This is a genomic window from Variovorax sp. Soil_C_26, from assembly GCF_057657075.1.
In genome coordinates this window covers 862968-887687 of sequence record NZ_JBDGJC010000001.1, presented here as the reverse complement: position 1 = coordinate 887687, position 24720 = coordinate 862968, and the positions used below count along the sequence as shown (strand labels likewise).

The window sequence follows — 24720 nt, the reverse complement described above, 5'->3', positions numbered from 1 at the left end:
TCATTCCGGCATCACGCCCATCGGCACGCCGCCGCGCGCACGCCCCAGGGTGGCCACGACCAGCGCCGCCACCAGCACCAGCACCCCGCTGAGCACCATCGCGCTCGCGATGCCGTAGCCGTCGACCATCACGCCGCCCATCAGCGCGCCCGCGGCGATCGCCACCTGGAAGCCCGTCACCAGCAGGGCCTGGCCGGCTTCCTGCGCGTCGGGCACCGCTTCCATCATCCAGCCGGTGAGCGCCACCGGGATCAGGCCGAAGGCCACGCCCCAGATCACCACCACGACCGCGCCGGCCACCATGCCGGTGCCGATCTGGGTCGACAACAGCAGCGCCGTGGCGAGCATCAGTGCCGCCAGCAGGGTGGTGCCGCGCACGCTGCGCGCCACCAGGCTGCCGCCGAGGAAGGTGCCGACGAAGCCGACCGCGCCGTAGACCAGCAGCAGCGTCGAGACGGCATGCGCGGGCAGGCCGAACACCTGCTGCAGCAGCGGCTTCAGGTAGGTGTAGGCCGCGAAGTGGCCGGCGATGAAGAACAGCACCGTGAGCAGCCCGACCTGCGCCATGCGGCGCGTGAGCGGCGTGAGCAGGTCGCGCGCGCCGATGGCACGCTGCGGCGGAATGGCCGGCAGCAGCCACAGCTGCACCAGCAGCACGGCGGCGGCCAGCGCGCCGGTCACGGCGAACGAGGCGCGCCAGCCGAACATCGTGCCGAGCCACGAGCCCGCGGGCACGCCGAGCACCGTGGCCGCCGACACGCCGGCCAGCACCAGCGACATGGCGCGCGCCTTCGAGGCCGCGGGCACCAGCTGCGTGGCGGCCGCGGGCGCAAAGGTCCAGAAGCCGCCCACCGCCAGGCCGAGCATCAGCCGCGCGACCAGCATGGTCGCGAAGTTGGGCGCGAACGCGGCAAGCAGGTTCGACGCGATCAGCAGGACCGTGAGCGCGATCAGCACGGTACGCCGGTCGAGCCGACCCGAGGCCACGATCAGCGCCGGACCGGCCAGCGCGGCAAGCACGCCGGGCATGGTGATCATCAGGCCCGCCGTGCCGTCGGACACGCCGAGTCCGCGCCCGATGTCCGTCAGCAGGCCGATCGGCATGAACTCGGTCGACACCATCGCGAAGGTGCCGACGGCAATGGAGCCGACCGCGAGCCACGCGGAGCGGCTCGTCGTCGCGGGCTCGGGCGCGAGGTCGTCGATGCAGGGATTGCTGCTGGGTGGATTCATCATGAAGGGCGGTCCTCGAATCGCATCGGCCGGGCGCGTGCCGGGCCGATGGCGTGTTCTTGTGAAGGGCCGCCCAGTGTCGGAGTTGGCAGGCCTTGCACAAAGGGGCCTGCCGGCAGTAGTCAGTTTCCTGTGGACGAACAATGGGCCTTTTTCATCCCTCGCGCTCCACCGGCTCCGCTGGCTCCGACAGCATGGTCCCGCGGCAGAGGGGCGAGCCGCAGCGGCAGGGGTACTGGTCGGGCGTCGAGCCGTCGTCGGCGCTCAATGCGTAGTCGATGAAGAGTTCTTCGCCTTCGTCCACCGGCACCAGCGTCTGGAACTTCAGCAGCAGTTCGCCGGCCTCGTCGTATTCCTCGACGGCCTCGCAATTGGGATCGCAGGCATGGTTCAGGTGGCGCGTGCCGTTGCCGCCCTTGGCGCCGTCGATGGTTTCGTCGTTGGAGAGCTTGAAGAGGTAGGTGAGCTGGTCGTCCCACTTTCTTGCGGCGATGTCCTGCGGCGAGTAGCGCCGGCCTTCGTAGAGGCCGAGGAACGCTTGGGCGGGCAGGTCGCAGGCCGCGAAGGCACCGAGCCCGTGCACGCCGCTGGGCCCGACGCGGATATAGGGCGTGGAAGAGGTCTGCTTGCGCGATTTCATGCCGACGATTGTGCCGGCGCCTCGGCCGCCTGCGCCTGGAACATGCGCGTGAAGTCGCAGCATTCCTGCGCCAGCATGACGATCGACGAGGTCAGCGCGCTGCGGTGCTCGCCCTTGTGCATCGCGACGTAGCGCACCAGGGGCAGGGCGGGCACCACGTCGATCACCGCGAGCATGCCGGCCGACACCAGCGGCTCGAGGCTCTGGCGCGGCAGGTAGCTCACGCCGAGCCCGGACACCGTGAGGCCCGTGAGGGCGACGAGGTTGCTCACCACGATGCTTTCGGCCGGCTGCACGCCCTGTTCCTTCATCCAGGCGTCGTAGGCGCGGCCGGTGCCCGAGTTGCTGCCCTGCACCAGCATGCGATGGCGCGCGAGCTCGTGCAGGCGGACCGGGCCGGTGGCCGGCACCACGCCGGGCTTGCACATCCAGGCACTCCGCACCTGGCCGATGACCTTGGTCTGCATGCGTGAATCGGCAAAGGTGTGGGGCACGATCGCGAGGTCGAGCTCGTCGGCCAGCAGCTTGTCGCGCAACTGCAGGCTGTCGTCCACGTCGGGCGCGAGGATCACCTTGGGGTAGTGGCGCTGGATCAGCCCCACGAGCCGCGGCAGCCAGGTCATCGCGGTGAGCTCGGTGACGCCGATGCGCAGCCGGCGCTGCACCACGCCGGGCTTGCCGAACTGCTCGACGGCGGCGTCGCGCTGCTCGAGCAGGCGGCCCGCGAGCACGAACATCTCCTCGCCCTTCTCGGTGAGCCGCGCGCTGCGCTGGCTGCGGTCGAACAGCGCCGTGTCGAACAGCTGCTCTAGTTCGTGCACCCGCTTGGAAACGGCCGACTGCGTGGTGTGCAGCTGGTTGGCCGCCTGCGCGAAGCCGCCGAGCTTGGCGATCCAGTAGAGGGCTTCGAGCTGCTTGAATGTCATCACGGTGTGTAAGTCCTCGACTGAGTCGCTTTATTCATGTGATTCGATCACAAAAAATCGCTTTTGGAAATTTGAAGCGGCGCCGAAGATGGGCTTGCCTCATCCTCCAAGGAGACTTTCGAATGAACCTCAAACTGTCCCTCGCGCTGGCGGCCTCCGCTGCATTGCTCTGCGGCGCCGCGGCGGCCCAGGAGAGCCCCACGCTGCGCAAGATCAAGGAAAGCGGCGTGGTGCAGATCGGCAGCCGTGACACGCAGCTCCCGTTCTCGTACAAAGCCGGCTCCGAGAGCGCGCCGATGGGCTTCACGAACGACATCTGCCTGCAGGTGGTCGAGGCGATCAAGGCGAAGCTCGGCCTGCCGAAGATCGAGGTGCGCTACACGATGCTCACTTCGACCAACCGCATCCCGCTGGTGCAGAACGGCACGGTCGACCTCGACTGCGCGACCACCACCAACACGGTGCAGCGCCAGCAGCAGGTCGACTTCGCGCCGAGCCACTTCGTGACCAACATCACGGCCGTGGTCAAGAAGAGCTCGGGCATCGACTCCATCGCCGACCTGCAGGGCAAGACCGTGGCCACCGTGGCCGGCAGCACCTCGATGCAGCTGCTGCGCGGCTTCCGCAAGACCGAGAACATCGAGGTGCAGGAGATCGCGGGCAAGGACACGGCGGACGGCTTCCTGCTGCTGTCGAGCGACCGCGCGGTGGCCTACGTGCTCGACGACGTGCAGCTCGCGGGCCTGGTCGCCAACCAGCCCAATCCGGCCGACTACAAGCTGCTGAAGGACGTGCTGCGCCAGGAGCCCTACGGCATCATGATGCGCAAGGGCGACCCCGAGTTCAAGGCCATCGTCGACGAGGCCATGACCGCGATGATGAAGTCGGGCGCGATCGAGAAGCTCTATGCCAAGTGGTTCATGTCGCCGATTCCGCCGCGCAACGTGAACCTGAACTTCCCGATGTCCGATGCCGTGCGCGAGGTCTACCGCAACCCGAACAACAAGGGCGTGTGAGGATGCCGTCCGATGCCATCCGCCCGAACGGGTTCGCGTTTTCGGATGCGCTGATGCGCGAGGTGAAGGCGCGCTTCCTGCACGTCGACCGCGACCACCACGGCCGCGAGCGGCTGTACTTCGACAACGCGGGCGGCTCGTTCCGCCTGAAGGCCGCGGCCGAACGCTTCGCCGCCATCGATGCGGTGCCCGACAACACCGAGCGCATGCACGCCACGGCGATCGAGCTGCAGCAGGTCCAGGCCCGCGGCGCGGACGACCTGCGCACCGTGCTCAATGCCGAAGGCGGCAGCGTCTATGCGTCGCTGACCGCGTCGGGCGCGATGTTCGACATGGTGCGCGCCGTGGCCGAGAACGTGCCGGGCACGAACATGGTCACCACGGTGCTCGAGCATCCGTCGGCCTTCGATGCGATGAGCCTCTATGCGCAGAAGTGCGGCCGCGAACTGCGCGTGGCCCGCAGCAACCGCGAGACCGGCGGCGTCGACGTCGACGAGATCGTGCGGCACATCGACAAGGACACGAGCCTGCTCAACGTGATCCATGCATCGAACATCTCGGGGGCCAAGCTCGATCTCGAACGGATCGTGCAGCGCGCCCGCGAGATCAAGCCCGACCTCTACATCCTGGTCGACGCCGTGCAGCACGCGCCGCACGGGCTCATCGACCTGCAGAAGACGCCGGTGGACGGCATCAACATCGCGCCCTACAAGTTCTTCGGCTGCCGTGGCTCGGGCCTGTCGTGGGTGTCGGACCGTGCGGCGCGGCTGCCGCACCACAAGCTCGCGGGCAAGAAGCCCGATTTCTGGGACCTCGGCAGCTCCGCGCCCTGGCAGTTCGCCGTGCTAACCGAGGTCGTCGACTACGTCTGCTGGCTCGGTGGCCATTTCTCGCAGGCCAATGAGCGGCGGGCGTTGTTTGCCGCCGGCATCGCGCACATCGAGCTGCACGAGCGGGCGCTGCTCGCTGCGCTGCTCGACGGGACAGAGGCCACACCGGGGCTGCGCCGCATGGTCGGCGTCAAGGTCTTCCTCGACCATCCGGACCTCACGAAGCGCGACCTGATCATCGGCATCGGCTTTGACCGCATCGACTGCGCGCAGGCCGTGGTCGAGTATGGTCAGCGCGGCGTCACGGTGTACGAGCGCGTGGCGAGCAGCATCTACTCGAAGCGCATGCTCGACGCCTTCGGCCTCGAGGGCACGGTGCGCGTCTCGCCGCTGCACTGCCACTCGGTCGCGGACATGGAGAAATTCCTGCGCGTCACGCAGGAGATCGCCAAGTCGGCTGCGGCTTAGGGCCTGTTCACCCTATTTACGGGGATCGCGTTGGCCCGCATTGGGGCTGGCTGCAAGGCGCCCGCGCGCAGCAATGCTGAAGCATTGCAAGCGCGGGCAACGCCGCAGACGGCCCCAATGCGGGCCAACCCGGAGGGAAGGCATGCCAAAGCGGCCAACTCCGCGTTGCACGCCTTGTGTATGCCGACGCACACACTGCGTCGTGCGCCTTGATTTGTCCGCTTTGGCATGACTTCGCGACCCCGTAAATAGGGTGAACAGGCCCTAGCCGAGCGCCGAGAGAAAGCGCCGCACCACCGGCGCCACCTGTTGGAGATGCGTCTCGAGCAGCCAATGCCCGCCGTCGGTCATCACGAGTTCGGCCTTCGGCAGGTCGCGCAGGTAGGCGCGCCCCGAGGCCTCGGGCATGTAGCCGTCGTTCGGCCCCCAGACGATCAGCGTCGGCGGCTGGTGATCGCGCAGGTAGGCCTGGTAGCGCGGGAACCATTCGAGGTTTTCTTTCAGGCCTTCCATGAGCCGGCGCGCGAGCTCGCGGCGCTCGGGCGTGTCCATCAGCGGCCAGTGCAGCTTCCACAGGTCGGGCGGGATCTGCGCCGCCTGCGCCTCGGGCACCTCGCCGACGAACTCGGCGCGGAAACCTTCCTCGCTCACGGCCTCCTCGAGCACCGCGCGGTGCTCGGGCGAGGGGTCGCGCCAGAACGCCTGGATGGCCTCGTACTTGGGGCCGAGCGTGTCTTCGTAGATGTCGCCGTTCTGGATGAGCAGCCCCCTGATGCGCGCGGGGTCGCGGATCGCAAGGCGCAGGCCGATCTGGGAGCCGTAGTCGTGCAGCCAAATCGCATGGTGGTCGATGCCGAGCCGGTCACGGAAGGCGTCGAGGAAGGCCGCATACGCATCGAAGTCGTAGCCGAAGCTGCGGGCGTCGGGCGTGTCGCTGAGCCCGAAGCCGGGAAAGTCGGGCGCCACCAGTCGCCGGCGGTCGGCCAGCGCCGGCATGAGGCGGCGGAACTGAAACGACGAGCACGGGTAGCCGTGCGGCAGCAGCAGCACCGGCGCGTCGCGCGGGCCAGCCTCGCGGTAGAAGATCCGCATGCCGTTCACCTCGGTGAAGCGGTGTGCGACCGGATGCGTGTCGGCGTGTTCGGTCATGCAGCCATGCTGCATGCCGGTGCGGGCGCGGTTGTAGGCGGTGTTTGACGCGCCGCGTCGGTCAGGCCAGAAGGTCGGCGAGCGTCCGCGCGATCACCTTGGTGGCGCGGCGCAGGTCCTCGAGCACCACGCGCTCGTCGCTGCGCTTGGCGTGCGATTCGAGCACCGTGCGCGGACCGGCGCCGTAGATCACGCCCGGGATGCCGGCCTCGCCGTAGAGGCGCACGTCGGTGTAGAGCGGCGTGCCCATGGCCCTGACCAGCTCACCGAACAGTTCGCCGCCGTGCTTCTGGATCGCGTCGACCAGCGGCTTGTTGCCCGCGAGCGGCTTCATCGAATTGGCGAGCAGCAGGCGCTTGATCTCGACCGTGATGCCTTCGCTCTCGGCCGCGGCATCGGCGATGACCTTGCGGATCGCGGCCTCGACCTCGACCGGGTTCTCTTCGGGGATCATGCGGCGGTCGAGCTTGAAGACCACCTTGCCGGGCACGACGTTGGTGTTGGTGCCGCCTTCGATGCGCCCGACATTGAGGTACGGGTGCGTGATGCCCTCGACCTTCGACGTGACCTGGCGGTAGAGCGCGTTCTGCGCGTAGAGCGCGTTGAGGATCTTCACGGCGCCCTGCAGCGCGTCGACGCCGGTGGCCGGAATGGCCGCATGGGCCATCTTGCCGTGCACCGTCACTTCCATCTGCAGGCAGCCGTTGTGGGCCGTGACCACTTCGTAGCTGAAGCCGGCCGCGATCATCAGGTCGGGCTTGGTGAGGCCGTTCTTGAGCAGCCAGCCCGGGCCGAGGATGCCGCCGAATTCCTCGTCGTAGGTGAAGTGCAGCTCGACGCTGCCCTTGGCGGGCCGGGCCACCGCCTCGAGGGCGCGCAGCGCGAAGGTGAAGCTCGCGAAGTCGCTCTTGCTGACCGCGGCGGCGCGGCCGTAGAGCGCGCCGCCTTCGATCTCGCCGCCGTAGGGGTCGTGCGTCCAGCCTTCGCCCGGCGGCACCACGTCGCCGTGCGCATTGAGCGCCACGGTGCGGCCACCGTCGCCGTAACGCCGGCGCACGATCAGGTTGGTGATCGATTCGAGGCCGTAGTCCTTCACTTCCTGCGCCGGCACGGCATGCTTCTCGGCCGCGAGGCCGAAGCCCTCGAGCAGCTCGGCGGTGCGCTCGGCATGCGGCGCGTTGTTGCCGGGTGGGGTGTCGGTCGGTACCTGCACCAGTTGCTGGAGGAACTTCACTTCCTCGTCGAAGTGGGCGTCGATCCAGGCGTCGAGCTTGGCGTAGTCGGTCATGTCGGTTCTTCTTCGGTGAATCAGTGGGGCTGTTCGGCGGCGAGGTTGTCCAGCAGGTTCTGGAACGCCCGCACGGCCAGCTCGATGTCGTCGTTGGTGCTCGATTCGAGCGGGTTGTGGCTGATGCCCGAATTGATGCCGCGCACGAACAGCATGGCCTGCGGCATCACCTCGTGCAGCTTCATCGCATCGTGGCCGGCGCCGCTGGGCATGCGGTAGAGCGGCACGCCGAGCGCAGCCACGGCCTCTTCCCAGCGCCGCTGCCATTCGGGCGCGCTCGGGGCGGCGGCGGCACGCATCGCCTCCTCGAGCGTGTAGCGCACGCCGCGGCGTTCGGCCACCTGCTGCAGCGCGTCGAGCACGTCGCGCACCACGGCGTCGCGCTGCGGGTCGTTGGGCGCGCGGATGTCGAGGCTGAACTTGCAGCGTCCGGGCACCACGTTGATCGAGCCGCCGGGCACCTCGAGCATGCCGACCGTGGCGACCGAGTCGCCGTCCTTCGCAGCGCGCTCCTCGGCGCGCAGGATCAGCTCGGCCACCGCGGCCGCGGCATCGTGGCGGCGGTCCATCGGCGTGGTGCCGGCGTGGCTGGCGGTGCCGATCACCTCGCCGACGTAGCGCACGCCGCCGTTGATCGAGGTGACGATGCCCAGCGGGATGTCGAGCTCGTTGAGCACCGGCCCCTGCTCGATGTGCACCTCGACGAAGCCGAGGTACTTCGAGGCATCGCGCCGGATCTTCGGGATGTCTTCCTCGCGCAGGCCCGCATGCAGGCGCGCCTCGCGCATCGTGATGCCGTCGGCGTCCTTCTGGTCGAGCCAGGCCGCATCGAAGTGGCCGATGAGCGCGCCCGAGCCGAGGAAGGTGGCCTTGTAGCGCTGGCCTTCCTCCTCGGCGAAGCCCACCACTTCAAAAGCGAACGGCAGGCGGCGGTTCTGGCGCTTGAGCTCGCGCACGCAGGCCATCGGCACGAAGATGCCGAGCCGGCCGTCGTACTTGCCGCCGTTGCGCACCGTGTCGTAGTGCGAGCCGGTCAGCAACGCCTTGGCGCCCGGGGTTGCGCCTTCGTAGCGGCCGACCACGTTGCCGACCGCGTCGATCTCGACCGAGTCGAAGCCGCAGTCGCGCATCTCGCGCGCGATCTGCGCGGCGCAGGCGCGGTGCGCGTCGGTCAGGTAGGTGACGGTGAGCTGGCCCTTCTCGGCATAGCCCGGATCGCTGTGCACTGCCAGCGCTTCGTGCCAGTCCCACACCATGTTGCCGATCTGGGGCTCGGTTGCGAACTTGTCGTTGAGCCGGATCTCGGCGATGCGGTGAATGTTGCGCAGCGCCTCGGCGAGTTCGAAGCCCGGATGGTTGTGCAGCCGGCGCTCGAAGGTCTCGATGATCTCGCGCTTGCCGAGGCCGGTGCCACGTGGGCCGCGCACCGCCAGGATGAACGGAAAGCCGAACTTGGTGTTGTAGTCGGCATTGAGCTGCTGGATCCTTGCGAACTCTTCGGGCGTGCAGTCGGTGAGCCCGGCCTTGCCTTGTTCGTTCGTCGATTCAGCGGTGAGCGTCTTGCTCACCATCGCCTTTCCGGCCAGCTCGGGGTGGGCGCGCACGAGGCCCAGCTTCTCGTCGCGCGTGGCACCGTTCACTGCCTGCGCGAGCGCATGCTTCAGGTGCGCGAGCGAGCGGAACGGCCGCGCCGCCATGGCCATGCGCGCGATCCACGGCGAATGCTCGTAGGTGCCGTCCAGCAGTGCGACGGCTTCGTCGGCCGTGGCCGCGTTGAGTTGGTCGATGGTGAGGCTCATCATGATGCGGCTCCGGATTCGAAGGGGTGCGCCTCTTTCCAGTGGCGCGCGATGTCGATGCGGCGGCAGACCCAGACGCGGTCGTGCTGCGCGATGTGGTCGAGAAAACGCTGCAGCGCCACGATGCGGCCCGGCCGGCCGAGCAGGCGGCAGTGCATGCCGATGCTCATCATCTTCGGCGCCTCGTCGCCTTCGGCATAGAGCGCGTCGAAGCTGTCCTTCAGGTATTGGAAGAACGGGTCGGCATGCGAATAGCCCTGCGGCAGCGCGAAGCGCATGTCGTTGCAGTCGAGCGTGTAGGGCACGATGAGTTGCGGCACCACGCTGCCGTCGGTCTTCTGCACCTTCATCCAGAACGGCAGGTCGTCGCCGTAGTAGTCGCTGTCGTACTCGAAGCCGCCGTAGTCGGCCACCAGGCGGCGCGTGCGCGGGCTGTCGCGGCCGGTGTACCAACCCAGGGCCCGCTCGCCCGTGAGCTTCTCGATCGCTTCCATGCCCAGGCGCATGTGTTCGCGCTCGGTGGCCTCGTCGATGTTCTGGTAATGGATCCAGCGCCAGCCGTGGCAGGCGATCTCGTGGCCCAGTTCCTTAAAGGCCGCGGTCAGCTCGGGGAAACGCTCGAGCGCCATGCCCACGCCGAACACCGTGAGCGGCAGGCCGCGCTTCTCGAACTCGCGCAGGATGCGCCACACGCCCACGCGCGAGCCGTACTCGTAGATGCCTTCCATGCTGATGTGGCGGTCCGGAAAGCTCGCCGGATTGAACATCTCGGAGAGGAACTGCTCGGAGCCCGCATCGCCGTGCAGCGTGGCGTTCTCGCCGCCTTCCTCGTAGTTGAGGACGAACTGCACCGCGACGCGCGCCTGGCCCGGCCATTGGGCGTGCGGCGGGTTGCGGCCATAGCCGACGAGGTCGCGCGGATAGGGCAGGGTGGTGTCGTAGACGGTCATGTGAGGGCGAGGGAAATGTCGTTGGTGGGAACCTTGCGGTCGAAGGTGAGGTTGGCCTCGACGTGCTCCAGGTGCTCGGTCATGAGGCGCACCGCGCGCTCCTCGTCGCGCGCGGCCAGCGCCTTCACGATGTCGGCATGCTCGTCGTTCGAATGGGCGGCCGCGCTGGTGCTCTGGTACATCAGCGTGATGAGCGCGCAGCGCGAGATCAGCTCGCCGAGGATCTGCGCCAGCACCTGGTTGCCCATGAGCTCGGCCATGCGCACGTGGAAGTCGCCGAGCAGCTCGTTGCGGCCCGAGACGTCATCGCCCGAGACGGCCGATTTCTCGAGCGCCACGTGTTCCTTGAGCGCCTTGATCTTGGCCGGCGTGACGGTGCGCACGAACTCGCGCGTCATCTCGGCCTCGAGCATGCGCCGCACCTTGAAGACCTGCCGCGCCTCGTCGACCGCGGGCGCGGCCACGAAGGCGCCGCGCGCGGGCTCGAGGCGGATCAGCTTGTTCTGCGACAGCTGGAACAGCGCCTGGCGCACCAGCGTGCGCGACACGCCGAAATGGTCGGCCAGCTTCTGCTCGGCCAGCTTGGTGCCGGGCTGCAGCCGGTGCTCGACGATCGCCTTGGTCAGCGCGTTGACGATCGAGCGGGTGGTGGAGGACTCCATGTTTTCATGATAGACCCAAAGACATTAACTGTATACACTTTTGTCCACCGGAATTTCCCGCAGCCTTTCTTTCCAAGGAGCCCCTCATGGGCCTGAGCACCCACGTACTGGACACGATGCACGGCGGCCCCGCGGCCGGGATGGACGTGGCGCTCTACACCACCGACGGCGACACCGCCACGCTGGTGAAGCGCTTCACGCTGAATTCGGACGGTCGCAGCGACGGTCCGCTCTACGACAACCAGTCGCTCCGGGCCGGCACCTACCGGCTGGTGTTCGACGTGGCGGGGTATTTCAAGGCGCGCGGCGTGCAGCTGCCCGAGCCGAACTTCCTCAACAAGGTGTCGCTGGACTTCGGCGTGGCGCATGCCGACCAGCACTACCACGTGCCGCTGCTGGTGAGCCCGTGGAGCTATTCCACCTACCGCGGCTCGTGAGTGCTTGTCTTTCTCCTTCCCCCGCTGGGGGAAGGCTGGGATGGGGGCAGCCCCGGCGCCCGATGGAAGCGCCGCGTGCCCCCACCCCAACCCTCCCTCGGAAGGGTTGGGAGCAAGGCCCGCAGCTACTGCGCGAGCTGGCCTTCGGTCAAAGTGTCGAGTTGGAAGCGCCCGCTCTTGTCCCACAGCCAGGTGTCGGTCCAGGTCACCGCGCCCAGGCGCGTGGCGGCCGGGAAGGGCGCGGCCTGGAGCACGGCGCGCTCGATCTCGGCGATGACCTCGGGTGCATGCTTCGGCGCGCGCAGCCAGTGCATCGAAACCACCTTGCCGCCGGCATCGAGGTTCACCTGCAGCGTGCCGACCGCATACAGCAGCGGCGGCAACTGGCCGCCGTAGACGCGCGAACGGTTGATCTCGTAGATGTGGCGCGCGGCGTCGCGGCGGTAGTCGCGCGCGCTCGATGCGCCCGATGCGCGCGGCGCGGGGCCGCCAGCGCTGCGCTCGGCGGTGGCGCTGCTCAACTGGCCAGGCACCGATCCGGTGGTGCCGCATCCGGCCAGCCAAAGGGCGCAAAGGGACGAGGCGAGCAGGGCAAGGCGGCGCGGCGTAAGCTGAAGATTCATCGCCGGGGTTATACCGTGACTCCCGCGGTGCCCCGCAACCGAAGGTATTTGCCATGAGCGGTACGCTCGATCCCCTGCTGGCCCGTCTTCAGCGCGAGGACGCGGTGCTCGTGCGGGTCGAATCGACGCAAGGCTCGGCGCCGCGCGAGGCCGGCACCTGGATGGCGGTCTGGGCCGACGCGATCGCGGGCACCATCGGCGGCGGGCAGCTCGAGTTCCAGGCGATCCAGGCCGCGCGCGACATGCTGGCCGGCGGGCCATCGATCGACGGCATCCGGCGCTATCCGCTCGGCCCGAGCCTGGGACAGTGCTGCGGCGGCGTGATGTTCCTGTCGTACCGCCGCATCACGGCGGCCGATGCGCCGGCCCTGCAGCGCGAACTCGTGGCGCAGATGCATCCGGTGGCGCTGTTCGGCGGCGGCCACGTGGGCGCCGCGCTCGCGCGGCTGCTCGCAGGCCTGCCGTTCCGGGTGCGCTGGATCGACAGCCGCGACGGCGTGTTTCCCGAGGCGCTGCCCGCGCAGGTCGAGACCGAGCATTCCGACCCGGTGCAGGATGCGGTGGCCGGGCTCGCGCCGGACAGCCGCGTGCTGATCATGAGTTTCAGCCATGCCGAGGACCTCGACATCGTGATCGCCTGCCTCAAGCGCCTGCGCGAACGCGGCGACCTGCCCTATGTCGGGCTGATCGGCAGCAAGACGAAATGGGCCACGTTTCGCCACCGGCTCGAGGCGCGCGGCTTCGGACCCGACGAACTCGCGCGCATCACCTGCCCGATCGGCGTGCCCGGCATCACCGGCAAGGAGCCCGAGGTGATCGCGGTGGCGGTGGCGGCACAGTTGTTGCAATCGCTCGGATGAACAGGGTTTTCCCGGCAGCGGGGCCCTCAAAAAATCGACCCGCCATCCGTCAAAACTGTATACACTTTCGGTCCACAAGTCCCCGCCGCAGCGGAGCGAGGCCCATCCGGAGCCTGCGTTCGCGGCACTTTCTCTGCTTACAGCGCCCGCAGTGGTGAGCAGGCTGAAGAAGAAACCCGTGCCCGGCGTGCCCCCGCGCCGAACGGGCTGAGAGAGCACCCATGGAAAGCTACTACCTCGACTGGGCCAACCTGCTGCTGCGCTGGGTCCACGTCATCACGGCCATCGCGTGGATCGGCGCGTCGTTCTACTTCGTGATGCTGGACAACAGCCTCGAGAAGCCGCAGGACGCCGAATCGCTCGACAAGGGCGTGGGCGGCGAGCAATGGGCCGTGCACGGCGGCGGCTTCTACAACATGCAGAAGTACGCGCTGGCACCGAAGAAGCTGCCGGACCACCTGCACTGGTCCTACTGGGAGAGCTACAGCACGTGGATCACGGGCTTCGCGCTCTTCACCATGTCGTACCTCTGGAACGCCAGCACCTACCTGATCGACAAGTCGAAGATGGACTGGCAGCCCGGCGCGGCCATCGGCGTGGCGCTGGCCTTCTTCGTCGTGTTCTGGATGGTCTACGACGGCATCTGCCAGGTCTTCGGCCGCCGCAAGAACGGCGACACCATCGTCGGCGTGCTGATCGCGCTGTTCATCGTGTTCGCGACCTGGCTCGCATGCCAGTGGTTCGCGGGCCGCGCGGCCTTCCTGCTGGTGGGCGCGATGATGGCCACCACGATGAGCGGCAACGTGTTCTTCTGGATCATCCCGGGCCAGCGCAAGAACGTCCAGGCGCTGCGCGAAGGCCGCCCGGTCGACCCGGTGCACGGCCAGCGCGGCAAGCAGCGCAGCGTGCACAACACCTACTTCACGCTGCCGGTGCTGTTCGCGATGCTGAGCAACCACTACAGCTTCACCTACACGCACGAGCACAACTGGATCGTGCTGCTGCTCATCATGCTGGGCGGCGCGGCGATTCGGCAGTTCTTCGTGGTGCGCCACCGCTTCAAGCTCGGCAATGCGCGCAACCCGCTGCCCTATGCGCTGATCGGCATCGTGGTGCTCGGCCTCACGATCGTGTGGATGAAGCCCAAGCCGGCGGCCGCCCCTGCCGCGGGCGCGGCCGCTGCGCCGGCCGTGGCGTTCCAGGACGTGCAGAAGGTGCTCGAGCAGCGCTGCTACATGTGCCACGGCGCCGGCGTGCAGATGAAGAACGTGCGCGTCGATACGCCCGACCAGGTGACCGCGCATGCGCAGGCGATCTACCAGCAGGTGACGGTCACGAAGATCATGCCGATGAACAACGCCACGGGCATGACCGACGAGGAGCGCGCGCTGATCGGCCGCTGGTTCCAGGCCGGCGCAAAAACCAAGTAAGCAGAAAAACGGCGAGCGCGGTCAAGAGCCCGGTTCGTGGTTCGCCGCACAATCACAGGCAGGAGACACAAGCCAAGCATGACCGCATCGACCCTGCCTGCCGCCCCCGATCCGCGCCAAGAACCGCGCGCCTTTCTTGAACATCTTTATCGCGTGGCCGTCGACCGCGCGCTGCCGCTGTCAACGCTCGGCGCGCACCTGCCGAAGCCGCCCAAGGGCCGAACGCTGGTGCTCGGCGCGGGCAAGGCCGGCGCCTCGATGGTGCAGGCGCTCGAGGCGCTGTGGCCGGCCGATGCTCCGCTCGCGGGCCTGGTCGTCACGCGCTATGGCCACATTCCGCCGCGCCCCGAAGGCGTGCCCGAGCGCATCGAGATCGTCGAGGCCGCGCACCCCGTGCCCGATGCGGCCGGGCAGCAGGCCGCGGCGCGCATCCTCGCGCTCGCCGAAGGGCTCACGGCCGACGACCTGGTGTTGTGCCTGATCTCGGGTGGCGGTTCGTCGCTGCTGGTGCTGCCGGCCGAGGGCCTCACGCTCGAGGACAAGCAGCGCATCAACAAGCAGCTGCTCGACAGCGGCGCGCACATCGGCGAGATGAACTGCGTGCGCAAGCACCTGTCGCGCATCAAGGGCGGGCGGCTGGCCGCGGCCTGCGCGCCGGCGCGCGTCGTCACGCTCACGATCAGCGACGTGCCCGGCGACGATCCGGCCGTGATCGCGAGCGGCCCCACCGTGCCCGACGCCACCACCTGCGCCGAGGCGCTGGCGATCCTCGACCGCTACCGCATCGAGGTGCCGCCGCCCGTGCGCGCACAGCTCGAAAGCGGCGAACTCGAGACGCCGAAGCCGGGCGACACGGTGTTCGCGGGCCACGAGGTCCACATGATCGCCACGCCGCAACAGTCGCTCGAAGCGGCCGCCGCGGCCGCGCGCGCGGCCGGCATAGAGGCCCACATCCTCAGCGACGAAATCGAGGGCGAATCGCGCGAGGTCGGCAAGGTGCATGCGGCACTGGCGCGCGCCGTGGCGCACCGCGGCCAGCCGTTCGCCCGGCCCTGCGTGCTGCTCTCGGGCGGCGAGACCACGGTCACGGTGCGTGCGCGCCAGCCCGGCCAGGCCAAGGGCCGCGGTGGGCGCGCGGGCGAACTCTGCATGGGGCTGGCCGGCGCGCTCATGGGCCAGCAACAGGTCTGGGCGCTGGCGGCCGACACCGACGGCATCGACGGCGTGGAGGACAACGCCGGCGCCTTCGTCACGCCCGACACGCTGGCGCGCGCAGCGGCGGCCGGCCGCAAGCTGTCGGACCACCTCGACCGCAACGACGCCTACGGCTACTTCGACGCCATCGGCGACCTGTTCGTCACCGGGCCGACGAACACCAACGTGAACGACTTCCGGGCGCTGCTCATTCTTTAAGCAGTGCGACCGCGCGGCCGGCGAGGTCGGCGAACTCGGGTTAATCTACGCCCTGGCGGTGCATTGCCGCCGCCGCCGCTGGCGCACCACGATGGTGCCGCATCGCGTATCCAGATTCATCCCCCGTTTTCATCATCCCGTCCCGAAGGAATAGCTCGTCATGACCGCCACCTACACCGACACCCGCCTGCTGATCGACAACGAATGGGTCGATGCCACCGGCGGCAAGACGCTGGACGTCGTGAACCCTGCCACCGGCAAGGCCATCGGCAAGGTGGCGCATGCCAGCATCGCCGACCTCGACCGCGCACTGGCTGCTGCACAGCGCGGCTTCGAAGCCTGGCGCAACACGCCGGCCCACGAGCGCGCCGCCGTCATGCGCCGCGCCGCCGGCCTGATTCGCGAGCGCGCCGGCGACATCGCCAAGCTGTTGACGCAGGAGCAGGGCAAGCCGCTCGCCGAAGCCAAGGGCGAGACCCTGGCCGCGGCCGACATCATCGAATGGTTCGCCGACGAAGGCCGCCGCGTCTACGGCCGCATCGTGCCCTCGCGCAACCTGGCCGCGCAGCAGCTCGTGATCAAGGAGCCGCTGGGCCCGGTCGCCGCGTTCACGCCGTGGAACTTCCCGATCAACCAGGTGGTGCGCAAGCTCGGCGCCGCGCTGGCCACCGGCTGCTCGTTCCTCGTGAAGGCACCCGAGGAAACCCCGGCCTCGCCCGCCGAACTGCTGCGCGCCTTCGTCGACGCCGGCATTCCGCCCGGCACCGTGGGCCTGGTGTTCGGCAACCCGGCCGAGATCTCGAACTACCTGATCGCGCACCCGATCATCCGCAAGGTCACCTTCACCGGCTCCACCCCGGTCGGCAAGCAGCTCGCCGCGCTGGCGGGCTCGCACATGAAGCGCGTGACGATGGAGCTGGGCGGCCATGCCCCCGTGATCGTGGCCGAGGACGCCGACGTGGCCCTGGCCGTCAAGGCCGCCGGTGCCGCCAAGTTCCGCAACGCGGGCCAGGTCTGCATCTCGCCCACGCGCTTCCTGGTGCACAACAGCGTGCGCGAGGAATTCGCCAAGGCCATGGTCAAGCATGCCGAGGGCCTGAAGCTCGGCGACGGCCTCGCCGAGGGCACCACGCTCGGCCCGCTCGCCAACGCACGCCGCCTCACTGCCATGGCCCACGTGCTCGAAGATGCGCGCAAGAAGGGCGCCACCGTGGCGACCGGCGGCGAACGCGTCGGCGACTCGGGCAACTTCTTCGCCCCCACGGTGCTGACTGACGTGCCGCTCGATGCCGACGTGTTCAATAACGAACCCTTCGGCCCGATCGCGGCGATCCGCGGCTTCGACACGCTCGACGAAGCCATCGCCGAAGCCAACCGCCTGCCGTTCGGCCTGGCCGGCTACGCCTTCACCAAGTCGATCAAGAACGCGCACCTGCTGAGCCAGAAGCTCGAGCTCGGCATGCTCTGGATCAACCAGCCGGCCACCCCGTCGCCCGAAATGCCGTTCGGCGGCGTGAAGGATTCGGGCTATGGCTCGGAAGGCGGCCCCGAGGCACTCGAGGCCTATCTCAACACCAAGGCGGTGTCGATCCTCGGCGTCTGAGACGCCGGCGCGGCATCCGTGCCGCGCTGAAAAAAAAAGCGGCACCGCTGTAACGCGGTGCCGCTTTTTCTATGGCATCTGGCACTCAGCGCTCGGAAGGCCCAGGCGAAGCATCGACCAGGCGCAGGTAGCTGCGGATGCGCCGCGTGGTCCACAGCGCGGCGGCCTGGTCCAGCGCGCCGCCCGCAGAGGGCGCCTCGCTGCCGGGAGGGGGCGCGGCACGACCTGGCGCACGCAGCTCTGCCGCCTGCACGTGCGGCCGCACCTGCTGCACGGCTTGTTGTTGTTGCTGCTGCTCTTGTTGCTGCTGCAACGGACGACGGTAAAACTGACGCATGACAAGGCTCCTTCGCGAAGAGGGAAACCTCGTGGCATGACCACGCAAGCTGACTTGAAACGTCAGCGACGAGAACGGGCGAAATCGGGGGGAGCCGCTTGCCATGAAAGGCAAGGGGCGCGCTGCGGGCACACAGGCTGCAGCGCGGGAGAAGCCTGCGCTAGAGAGCCGGGTGTGTCACGCCTGCCGAGGCACGCGTCTTGTCACTGATCCAACTGGCACTGTCCACGCACGAGGCTCCGAAGTGAAGATTTCACAATTGTTGCATTGCATCATGGGTGCGTCAACCCGAAGACCGGACATGAACGAAGGTCAGTCGCGCGTGCACTCGAACCGCACGCCCTGCTCGGCCTGCGCCCTGCCGAGCCATTTCGGCGTGGCGTTTCGCGCGCGGCAGTAGTCGTCGGCCTGCACATACGTCATGGCGCGCAAGACCCCGTCGCCAAGCGGCACCACTTCGTTGGGGGCCGCGCAACCGGCGGCGGCGAGCAATGCGAGCGGAAGGAGAAGAATGCGCCAGGTCATCCGGCCATTCTAAGCAGCCGGGGTGCCGGGCGCCTCGCACAGCGCCCGGATCTGCGGCGGGATCGGCACCGCGCGAATGCCGCCACCCTCGCGCTTCGCCGCAAAGATGCGCACTTCCTCGCACTCGAGGATCAGGTCGTCGCCGCGCGTCACGCGGTAGGCCTGCACGAAGCTCTTCTCGCGCCATTCGGTCACGCGCACCGCCACCTGCAGCGTGTCGCCGTAGCTCGCGGCCTTGACGAAGCGCGTGTGCGTGTCGACCAGCGGCGTGCCGATCACGCCGAGCGTCTTGGCGGTGTCTTCCCAGCGCGGCACGCCGCATTCGGCAAAGAAATGGCGCGAGGCCGCATCGATCCAGCGGAAGAAGTTGGGAAACCAGACGATGCCGGCGGGGTCGCAGTCGCCGAATTCGACGCGCACGGTGTAGACGATGGAGGGTGCGTTGCTGCTTGTTGTCATGCGGTCATTTTCGTTGGGAGCAAACGGGGCGCTGGCTCGGGCTTGTCGACGTGCCGCAGGCCGAGTTCGGCCACGCAGGCGGCGCCCACGAGGGTCATCGTCCGCTCGGTTTCGGCCGCGAGCAGCTGCAGCACGGCGCGCGCACCGTCTTCGCCGCCGCTCGCAAGGCCGAACAGCGGCGCCCGGCCCACCAGCGCCGCGCGCGCACCGAGCGCGAGCGCCTTCACGACGTCGCTGCCGCGCCGGATGCCGCCGTCCACCAGCACCGGGATGCGTCCGCCCACGGCGTCGAGGATGGCGGGCAGTGCGCCGATGCTGGCCGGGGCCGCATCGAGCTGGCGCCCGCCGTGGTTCGACACCACGATGCCGTCCGCGCCGTGTTGCAGCGCCCGCCGCGCATCCGCGGCACCCAGCAGGCCCTTGACCAGCAGCGGCCCGTCCCAGAGGCTGCGCAGCCAGCCCAGGCTTTCCCAGGTGAGGCCGCGGTCCATCGTGCGCGAGAGCAGCGCGGCCTGGGCCTGGGCGTCGACCGGCGCATCGCCGTCGGGCAGCAGGTTGACGAACTGCGGCGTGCCGCCGCGCGCCTGCCGCAGCAGCCACGCGGGGTGCAGCGCCATGTCGGCGAGCGTGCGCGGCGTCAGGCGCATCGGCACGCGAAATCCGTGGCGCAGGTCGCGCTCGCGCAGCCCGCCCACCGGCACGTCGACGGTGAGCACCAGTGCCTCGAAACCGGCCGCGCGGGCACGCCGCACCACGCGCTCGGCGATCGCGCGCTCGCCCATCACGTAGAGCTGCATCCAGAGCATGGCGTCGGGTGCGGCCGCGCGCACGTCCTCGATGCGGGTGTTCGACGCGGTCGAGAGGATGAAGGGCACGCCCGCGGCCTGCGCGGCGCGCGCCATCAGCGCATCCGCGCGCGGGCGCACCAGCCCCGCAAGGCCGATCGGCGCAACCGCGAAGGGCGCCTGCCATCGGCGCTCGAAGAGTTCGATGCCGATGTCCATCGCGCGGGTGTCGCGCAGGCATTCGGGCACCAGCGGCAGCGCCGCGAGCGCGTCGAGGTTGCGCTGCATGCAGCGTTCGTCTTCCGCGCCGCCGTCGACATAGTCGAACACCAGGCGCGGCAGCACCCGGCGCGCGCGGCGCCGGTGGTCGTCCACATTGAGCAGGGCCATCAGTCGGAGACGATCTTCCGCTCGCGGATCACTGCGCCGAAGCGCTCGGAATCGGCCGCGGCGCGTTGCTGGAACGCGGCCGGCGAACCGGGCAGCGCCTCGCCGCCGAGCGCCGCGATGCGCTCCTGCACGGCCGGCATCGCCAGTGTGCGGTTGATCTGCGTGTTGAGCAGCGCCACCACCTCGGGCGGCGTGCCGGCCGGCGCGTAGAAACCGAACACGGTGTCCGCGTCGAAGCCGCGCAGGCCGGCCTCGTCGAGCGTGGGCACCTGCGGGAAGAGCGCCGAGCGCTTGGGGCTGCCCACGGCGAGCAGCCGGAGCTTGCCCGCGCGCACCTGCCCGAGCGCGATGCCGGGGTCGAAGACATAGTCGATCTGCCCGGCCAGCAGGTCCTGCAGCGCCGGTGCGGCGCCGCGGTAGGGCACGTGCAGCGCGAATACGCCCGCCTGGCTCTTGAACATCTCGCCCGCGAGGTGCGGCGAGCTGCCGTTGCCGGGCGAGCCGTACGACAGCTTGCCGGGGTTGGCTTTCAGGTGCGCGATGAACTGCGCCACGTCCGTCGGCGGCAACGAGGGCCGCGCGACCAGGAACACCAGCACGCGCGCGGCCGCGGCCACCGGCGTCAGGTCCTTCGCCGGGTCGAAGCTCATGCGCTGGTAGATGTGCGGGTTCACCGACACCATGCCGCCCGAGCTCATGAGCAGCGTGTAGCCGTCGGCCGGCGCGCGCGCGACCACCTCGCCGCCGAGGTTGCCGTTGGCGCCGCCGCGGTTCTCGATCACCACGGGCTGCTTCAACAGCTCCTGCAGCGGCTGCGAGACGGCCCGCGCGATCTGGTCGGCCGCACCGCCGGCCGGGAAGTTGACGATCACCTTGATCGGCTTGGCCGGCCAGTCGGCGGCATGGGCCGGCGCCAACAGCGCGGCGGCGGCGAGCCACGGCAGGCCAAGGCGCCGCAGCAGGGGAGTGGGGTTGATGAACATCGTGTGTCTCCTTTTTTTTGGAATCAAACCTTGAGCGTCGGCGGGCGCTTCATCCAGCGGATGGGCTGCGCCTGCACCGGCCGCGGCGCCGCGCCATGGCGCACCAGCGCCGCGTCGAGCGCCTTGCCGCCCTCGTCCGCGAGCGCCGCTTCACGGGCCGCGGCAATGGCCTCGGCGCGGGCCGCAGCGGGCAGGCCCGGGCGGCCCGCGAGTTCGTCGATCACGTGCAGCAGGTTGTGCTTGCCGCGTTCGTTGGTGCTGCCGTAGCCCTTGATGAGCCGCCCGCACAGTGCCAGCTCGCGCCCGAGCGTCCAGCCCTCGCGCGTGCCGCGTTCCACGGCCGCGAGCCAGCGCTCGATCAGCGCCTGCTCCTCGGCGAAGCGGCTGCCGCGGCGGCGCAGCCACTTGAGCGAGGACAAGAGGCGCAGCGACGCCATGCCGAGCACCGAGTGGCTGCCGACCTTGAGCGGCATCGACCACGGTTCGCGCCCTCGCGCCTGCCGCTTCCGGTCCCACGCCGCCACGCGGCGCGCGAGCGCGGGCGGCAGCAGCGCCGCGAACTCGGCCGAGCCGGGCTTGAAGTGGTCGTAGACCTTCAGGATGTCGTCGCTGCCCGCACGCACCTCGGCGCGCACGCGCTCGGCGCGGCTCGCGCGGCCCTTGAGCGCCGCGACCCGAACGATGTCGTCGAAGGCCATCCACAGCGCGAGCCAGCGCGCGACCTCGCGCGTGATCGCGAAGCCCTGCGCGCCCGACGGATCGGCCGCGCGTTCGGCATCGAGCAGCTTCGCGAGCCGGTCGGCGTAGAGCGCTGCGTAGGCGGCGTCCTGGTAGTCGCACACGCGCGCGTGGCCGAGCGCGAGCATGTCGTGCACCGCGGGCGGAAAGCGCTGCGCGAGGTCGGCCGGCAGCGCGCGTGCCGGCGGTGGCGCCTCGCTGCCCTCGGCGGCGAGCACGCTGCTCACGAACGCAGCCTGCGCACGCGGCGCATGCACGGCGCCGAAGGCGGCAGCGAATCCGCGCAGGCTGGCGGCGGCCATCCTGCCGAGCTTCTCGGGTGCGCTGCCCCCGCGCACCACGTGCTCGTAGGCCTCGCGCGGAAACGGGAACAGTCCGCTGCCCGCGACGGCGCCGAGCATCACCGCGCTGACCACGGTGCCGGCTTCGCGCGCGATGGCGTTCATGTCGAACACATGGTGCTCGCGGCTGAAGGCCTTGACCACGTCGACCAGGCGCTCGGCGTCGGCGCGGCCGTCGCCGGGCACCATGCGCTCGGCCGTGGTGAGGATGCGCGCCGACGAGCTGATGACCAGCGTGCGCAGCGGCGCGCTCATGCCGTTGCCGATCTGGCGCGCGGTCTCGAGCAGCTCCGAGGAGACGATCGCATCGAGCGCGCCCGGCACCGGGCTCAGGCTGAACACCGGGCGCCGCCCGCCGAGCTGCGCGAGCGGCACAGGAAAGACCTCGATGTAGTAGGTGGTGGCACCGGTGCGCTGCGCGACGCCGGGAATCGAGGTGCTCTGCGCCGCGTAGCCCGCGTGGCGCGCGGTCTCGACCAGCCATTCGGTCAGCACGCCGCCGCCTTCGCCGCCGAGGGCGCAGACGAGCAGGGTGATGGGTTGTGCGTTGTTCATCGTCATGTCCTTCAGGCCGGTTGCAGCGCGCGCACCAAGGCACCGCGCACGCCGTGCAGCAGCCGCTCGTGCCACTTCGGGTTCTGCACCACCTCGGCGCGGTAGAAGCTCGGGCACAGCGTGGCCGCATGGGCGTTCTCGCCGCACAGGCCGCAGCCCACGCAGCCGTCGATCACCGTGGCCACCGGGTCGACCTTGAGCGGATCGGGGTTGTCCTTCAGCGTGAGCGTCGGGCAGCCCGACAGGCGGATGCAGGCGTGGTCGCCGTTGCACACGTCCTCGTCCACGCCGTACTTCACGCGCACCACCCGCTCGCCTTTCTTGAGCAAGCTCGCGATCCAGGGCTTGATGCGCCGCTGGCGCTCGAGCTGGCACTCGCCCTCGGCGATCACCACCTTCAGGCCGTTGAAGTCGCTCGTGAGCGCATCGGTCAGCGTCTTGCGCATGCGCTCCACTTCGTAGGTGGTGACGGTGCGCAGCCACTGCACGCCCAGGCCCTTGAGCGTGGACTCGATGGTCTGGTTCTTGTCGACCAGGCTCTGCTGCTTGTCGACCGCGCGTTCCTTCATCTCGTCGTCGGGCGTAGAGATGATGTCCTGCGTGCCGGTGGCCGAGGTGTAGCCGTTCTTGAAGATGACGAGCACCGCGTCGTCGCCGTTGAACAGCGCGCTCTGCACGCCCGTGAGCAGGCCGTTGTGCCAGAAGCCGCCGTCGCCCATGATCGACAGCGTGCGCCGGTTCATCATCGGCGCCACGCCGGCGCGGCTCGCGAGGCTCATGCCGTAGCCGAGGATCGAATGCCCCATCGAGAACGGCTCGAAGGTGCCGAAGGCATGGCAGCCGATGTCGGCAGCAATGTGCACTGGCCCCGTCTCCTGCTGCGCGAGCTTGAGGGCCGAGAACACCGGCCGCTCGGGGCAGCCCACGCAGAAGCTCGGCGGCCGCGCGGGCAGCGCCACCTCGAGCTGGCGCGCCACGGCCTCGCGGCGCTCGCGGTTGCCGGCCAGCCAGGCCTCGGCCGACGAAGCGACGTCGCTGGTGCCGAGGTACCGGGCCGCAAAGGTGCCAATGCCGCCCGACAGCACCTCGACGCCGTACTCGCCCGCCGCGGGCAGCATGTCCTTGCCGTGCAGCGGCGTCTGGATGTCCCGCCGGCGCAGCAGCGTCGCGATGTCCTGCTCGATGTACTCGGGCTGGCCTTCCTCGACCACCAGCACCGCGCGCTTGCCGACGCAGAAGTCGGCCACCTGCTCGGGCACCAGCGGATAGGTCACGTTGAGCACCAGGATCGGGATGTCGGTCTCGCCGAAGGCATCGGCCAGCCCCTGTTGCTGAAGGCTGCGCACCAGCGCGTTGTAGAGCCCGCCCTGCACCACGATGCCGAGGTCGGCATGGCGCCGGCCCGGCATCAGCTCGTTCAGGCCGCGCTCGACGATCTGCCGGCGCGCGGCCGGAATGCGTTCGTCGCCCTTGAGCTTCTCGTGGCGGAAGGTCACGGGCGGGTGCGCGAGGCGCATGTAGTCGAAGCCCGCGGGCTCGCTCATCAATGCGCGCGTCGAAATGGCGGGCGCGATGTTGTCCTTGCAGTCGAAGCTGCCGCGCACATGGCAGGTGCGGATGCGCAACTCCATGAGGCAGGGCATGTTCGAGGCCTCGGATAGAAGGAAGCCCTCTTCGACCATCCGCACCATCACGCCGAGGTCGGGCCGCGGGTCGACGAGGCACATGCTCGACTTGAGCGCATAGGCGTGCGTGCGCTCCTGGATCACGCTGGCGCCTTCGCCGTAGTCCTCGCCCACCACGACCAGCACGCCGCCCGTGACGCCCGGCGACGAGAGGTTGGACAGCGCATCGGCCGCCACGTTGGTGCCGACGATCGACTTCCACGTCACCGCGCCGCGCAGCGGATAGTGGATCGACGCGCCGAGCATCGCGGCGGCCGAGGCCTCGTTGGAGCAGGCCTCGACGTGGACGCCGAGCTCTTCCATGTAGTCCTTGCCCTGCACCATCACGTCCAGCAGGTGCGACACGGGCGCGCCCTGGTAGCCGCCGACATAGGAAACGCCCGACTGCAGCAGGCCCTTGGTGATCGCGAGGATGCCCTCGCCGTGGAAGGTGTCGCCGGCGCCCAGGCGCAGCATCTGCACTTCCTTGCTGAATGAAACTTCCAAGTGAATGACTCCGTGGGGTTGTCTGGCTTGTTCTGATCTCCGCCGGTGGCTTCGCGCGGCAGGCGCCAGTGTGCAAAGACACTGGCATCTCTTCAATAAAATGAGACAG

The 24720-nt window shown here is 69.1% G+C and carries 23 protein-coding genes; 7 read left to right on the top strand and 16 right to left on the bottom strand.

Annotated features, from left to right (window positions below; all coding sequences use genetic code 11):
• From AC3A6G_RS04255 to AC3A6G_RS04245, 3 genes are all read right to left on the bottom strand, one after another.
• Nucleotides 1-1236, bottom strand: coding sequence for an MFS transporter (locus tag AC3A6G_RS04255; RefSeq protein ID WP_487873147.1), 1236 nt, complete (start codon nt 1234-1236; stop codon nt 1-3).
• Between the two features lie 151 nt (nt 1237-1387).
• Nucleotides 1388-1873: an SET domain-containing protein gene (locus AC3A6G_RS04250; protein ID WP_487858385.1), complete on the bottom strand. Its 486-nt coding sequence runs from the start codon at nt 1871-1873 to the stop codon at nt 1388-1390.
• Nucleotides 1870-2799, bottom strand: a complete 930-nt coding sequence (locus tag AC3A6G_RS04245; RefSeq protein WP_487873257.1) for a LysR family transcriptional regulator — start codon at nt 2797-2799, stop codon at nt 1870-1872. The genes AC3A6G_RS04250 and AC3A6G_RS04245 overlap by 4 nt, the downstream gene beginning before the upstream one ends.
• A 122-nt stretch (nt 2800-2921) precedes the next feature.
• Between AC3A6G_RS04245 and AC3A6G_RS04240 the strand changes: the two genes are divergently transcribed.
• Entirely contained in the window at nt 2922-3815 is an 894-nt protein-coding gene (locus AC3A6G_RS04240) for an amino acid ABC transporter substrate-binding protein (RefSeq protein ID WP_487873146.1), read from the top strand.
• A gap of 2 nt (nt 3816-3817) precedes the next feature.
• Nucleotides 3818-5113, top strand: coding sequence for an aminotransferase class V-fold PLP-dependent enzyme (locus AC3A6G_RS04235; protein ID WP_487873145.1), 1296 nt, complete (start codon nt 3818-3820; stop codon nt 5111-5113).
• Nucleotides 5114-5377: 264 nt separating this feature from the next.
• On the opposite strand, the gene AC3A6G_RS04230 is transcribed toward AC3A6G_RS04235, so the two are convergent.
• The 5 genes from AC3A6G_RS04230 to AC3A6G_RS04210 all read right to left on the bottom strand — a co-directional run bounded on the left by AC3A6G_RS04230 (nt 5378) and on the right by AC3A6G_RS04210 (nt 10961).
• The gene (locus AC3A6G_RS04230; RefSeq protein WP_487858381.1) at nt 5378-6262 is read right to left on the bottom strand and encodes an alpha/beta fold hydrolase; all 885 of its coding nucleotides are present in this window, start codon (nt 6260-6262) and stop codon (nt 5378-5380) included.
• Nucleotides 6263-6323: 61 nt separating this feature from the next.
• Nucleotides 6324-7550 (bottom strand): M20 family metallopeptidase, encoded by a 1227-nt coding sequence (locus tag AC3A6G_RS04225; protein WP_487873144.1) that lies wholly within the window; start codon nt 7548-7550, stop codon nt 6324-6326.
• Between the two features lie 20 nt (nt 7551-7570).
• Nucleotides 7571-9349: a 2-oxo-4-hydroxy-4-carboxy-5-ureidoimidazoline decarboxylase gene (gene uraD, locus AC3A6G_RS04220; RefSeq protein ID WP_487873256.1), complete on the bottom strand. Its 1779-nt coding sequence runs from the start codon at nt 9347-9349 to the stop codon at nt 7571-7573.
• A complete protein-coding gene (gene puuE, locus AC3A6G_RS04215) occupies nt 9349-10299 on the bottom strand; it encodes an allantoinase PuuE (protein ID WP_487864132.1) in 951 nt (316 codons plus the stop codon). Before puuE ends, uraD begins: the two co-directional genes overlap by 1 nt.
• Entirely contained in the window at nt 10296-10961 is a 666-nt protein-coding gene (locus tag AC3A6G_RS04210) for a GntR family transcriptional regulator (protein ID WP_487873143.1), read from the bottom strand. The genes puuE and AC3A6G_RS04210 overlap by 4 nt, the downstream gene beginning before the upstream one ends.
• 86 nt (nt 10962-11047) lie before the next feature.
• Here AC3A6G_RS04210 and uraH point away from each other — a divergent pair, with 86 nt between their 5' ends.
• Nucleotides 11048-11398, top strand: a complete 351-nt coding sequence (gene uraH / locus AC3A6G_RS04205) for a hydroxyisourate hydrolase (protein ID WP_487858377.1) — start codon at nt 11048-11050, stop codon at nt 11396-11398.
• 125 nt (nt 11399-11523) lie between these two features.
• On the opposite strand, the gene AC3A6G_RS04200 is transcribed toward uraH, so the two are convergent.
• Nucleotides 11524-12021: a hypothetical protein gene (locus tag AC3A6G_RS04200; protein ID WP_487873142.1), complete on the bottom strand. Its 498-nt coding sequence runs from the start codon at nt 12019-12021 to the stop codon at nt 11524-11526.
• A gap of 53 nt (nt 12022-12074) precedes the next feature.
• On the opposite strand from AC3A6G_RS04200, the gene xdhC reads away from it, so the two are divergent.
• From xdhC to AC3A6G_RS04180, 4 genes are all read left to right on the top strand, one after another.
• Entirely contained in the window at nt 12075-12881 is an 807-nt protein-coding gene (gene xdhC, locus AC3A6G_RS04195; RefSeq protein ID WP_487873141.1) for a xanthine dehydrogenase accessory protein XdhC, read from the top strand.
• A gap of 221 nt (nt 12882-13102) precedes the next feature.
• Nucleotides 13103-14311 carry a urate hydroxylase PuuD gene (locus tag AC3A6G_RS04190; protein WP_487873140.1) on the top strand — a complete coding sequence of 403 codons (1209 nt, stop codon included), beginning with the start codon at nt 13103-13105 and terminating at the stop codon, nt 14309-14311.
• A 78-nt stretch (nt 14312-14389) separates the two neighbouring features.
• Entirely contained in the window at nt 14390-15724 is a 1335-nt protein-coding gene (locus AC3A6G_RS04185; RefSeq protein ID WP_487873139.1) for a glycerate kinase type-2 family protein, read from the top strand.
• A 160-nt stretch (nt 15725-15884) separates the two neighbouring features.
• Nucleotides 15885-17327, top strand: a complete 1443-nt coding sequence (locus tag AC3A6G_RS04180; RefSeq protein WP_487873138.1) for an NAD-dependent succinate-semialdehyde dehydrogenase — start codon at nt 15885-15887, stop codon at nt 17325-17327.
• An 85-nt stretch (nt 17328-17412) separates the two neighbouring features.
• On the opposite strand, the gene AC3A6G_RS04175 is transcribed toward AC3A6G_RS04180, so the two are convergent.
• The 7 genes from AC3A6G_RS04175 to AC3A6G_RS04145 all read right to left on the bottom strand — a co-directional run bounded on the left by AC3A6G_RS04175 (nt 17413) and on the right by AC3A6G_RS04145 (nt 24611).
• Nucleotides 17413-17664 (bottom strand): hypothetical protein, encoded by a 252-nt coding sequence (locus tag AC3A6G_RS04175; protein WP_487858371.1) that lies wholly within the window; start codon nt 17662-17664, stop codon nt 17413-17415.
• A 312-nt stretch (nt 17665-17976) separates the two neighbouring features.
• Nucleotides 17977-18189, bottom strand: coding sequence for a hypothetical protein (locus AC3A6G_RS04170; RefSeq protein WP_487864128.1), 213 nt, complete (start codon nt 18187-18189; stop codon nt 17977-17979).
• A 9-nt stretch (nt 18190-18198) separates the two neighbouring features.
• Nucleotides 18199-18648 carry an acyl-CoA thioesterase gene (locus tag AC3A6G_RS04165; RefSeq protein ID WP_487858369.1) on the bottom strand — a complete coding sequence of 150 codons (450 nt, stop codon included), beginning with the start codon at nt 18646-18648 and terminating at the stop codon, nt 18199-18201.
• Complete coding sequence (locus tag AC3A6G_RS04160; protein WP_487873137.1) at nt 18645-19823, bottom strand: alpha-hydroxy acid oxidase; 1179 nt, start codon at nt 19821-19823, stop codon at nt 18645-18647. Before AC3A6G_RS04160 ends, AC3A6G_RS04165 begins: the two co-directional genes overlap by 4 nt.
• Nucleotides 19823-20806, bottom strand: a complete 984-nt coding sequence (locus AC3A6G_RS04155; RefSeq protein ID WP_487873136.1) for a Bug family tripartite tricarboxylate transporter substrate binding protein — start codon at nt 20804-20806, stop codon at nt 19823-19825. The genes AC3A6G_RS04160 and AC3A6G_RS04155 overlap by 1 nt, the downstream gene beginning before the upstream one ends.
• Nucleotides 20807-20829: 23 nt before the next feature.
• The gene (locus tag AC3A6G_RS04150) at nt 20830-22440 is read right to left on the bottom strand and encodes an indolepyruvate oxidoreductase subunit beta family protein (protein ID WP_487873135.1); all 1611 of its coding nucleotides are present in this window, start codon (nt 22438-22440) and stop codon (nt 20830-20832) included.
• A gap of 11 nt (nt 22441-22451) precedes the next feature.
• Nucleotides 22452-24611 (bottom strand): thiamine pyrophosphate-dependent enzyme, encoded by a 2160-nt coding sequence (locus AC3A6G_RS04145; RefSeq protein ID WP_487873134.1) that lies wholly within the window; start codon nt 24609-24611, stop codon nt 22452-22454.
• Nucleotides 24612-24720 lie beyond the last annotated feature (109 nt).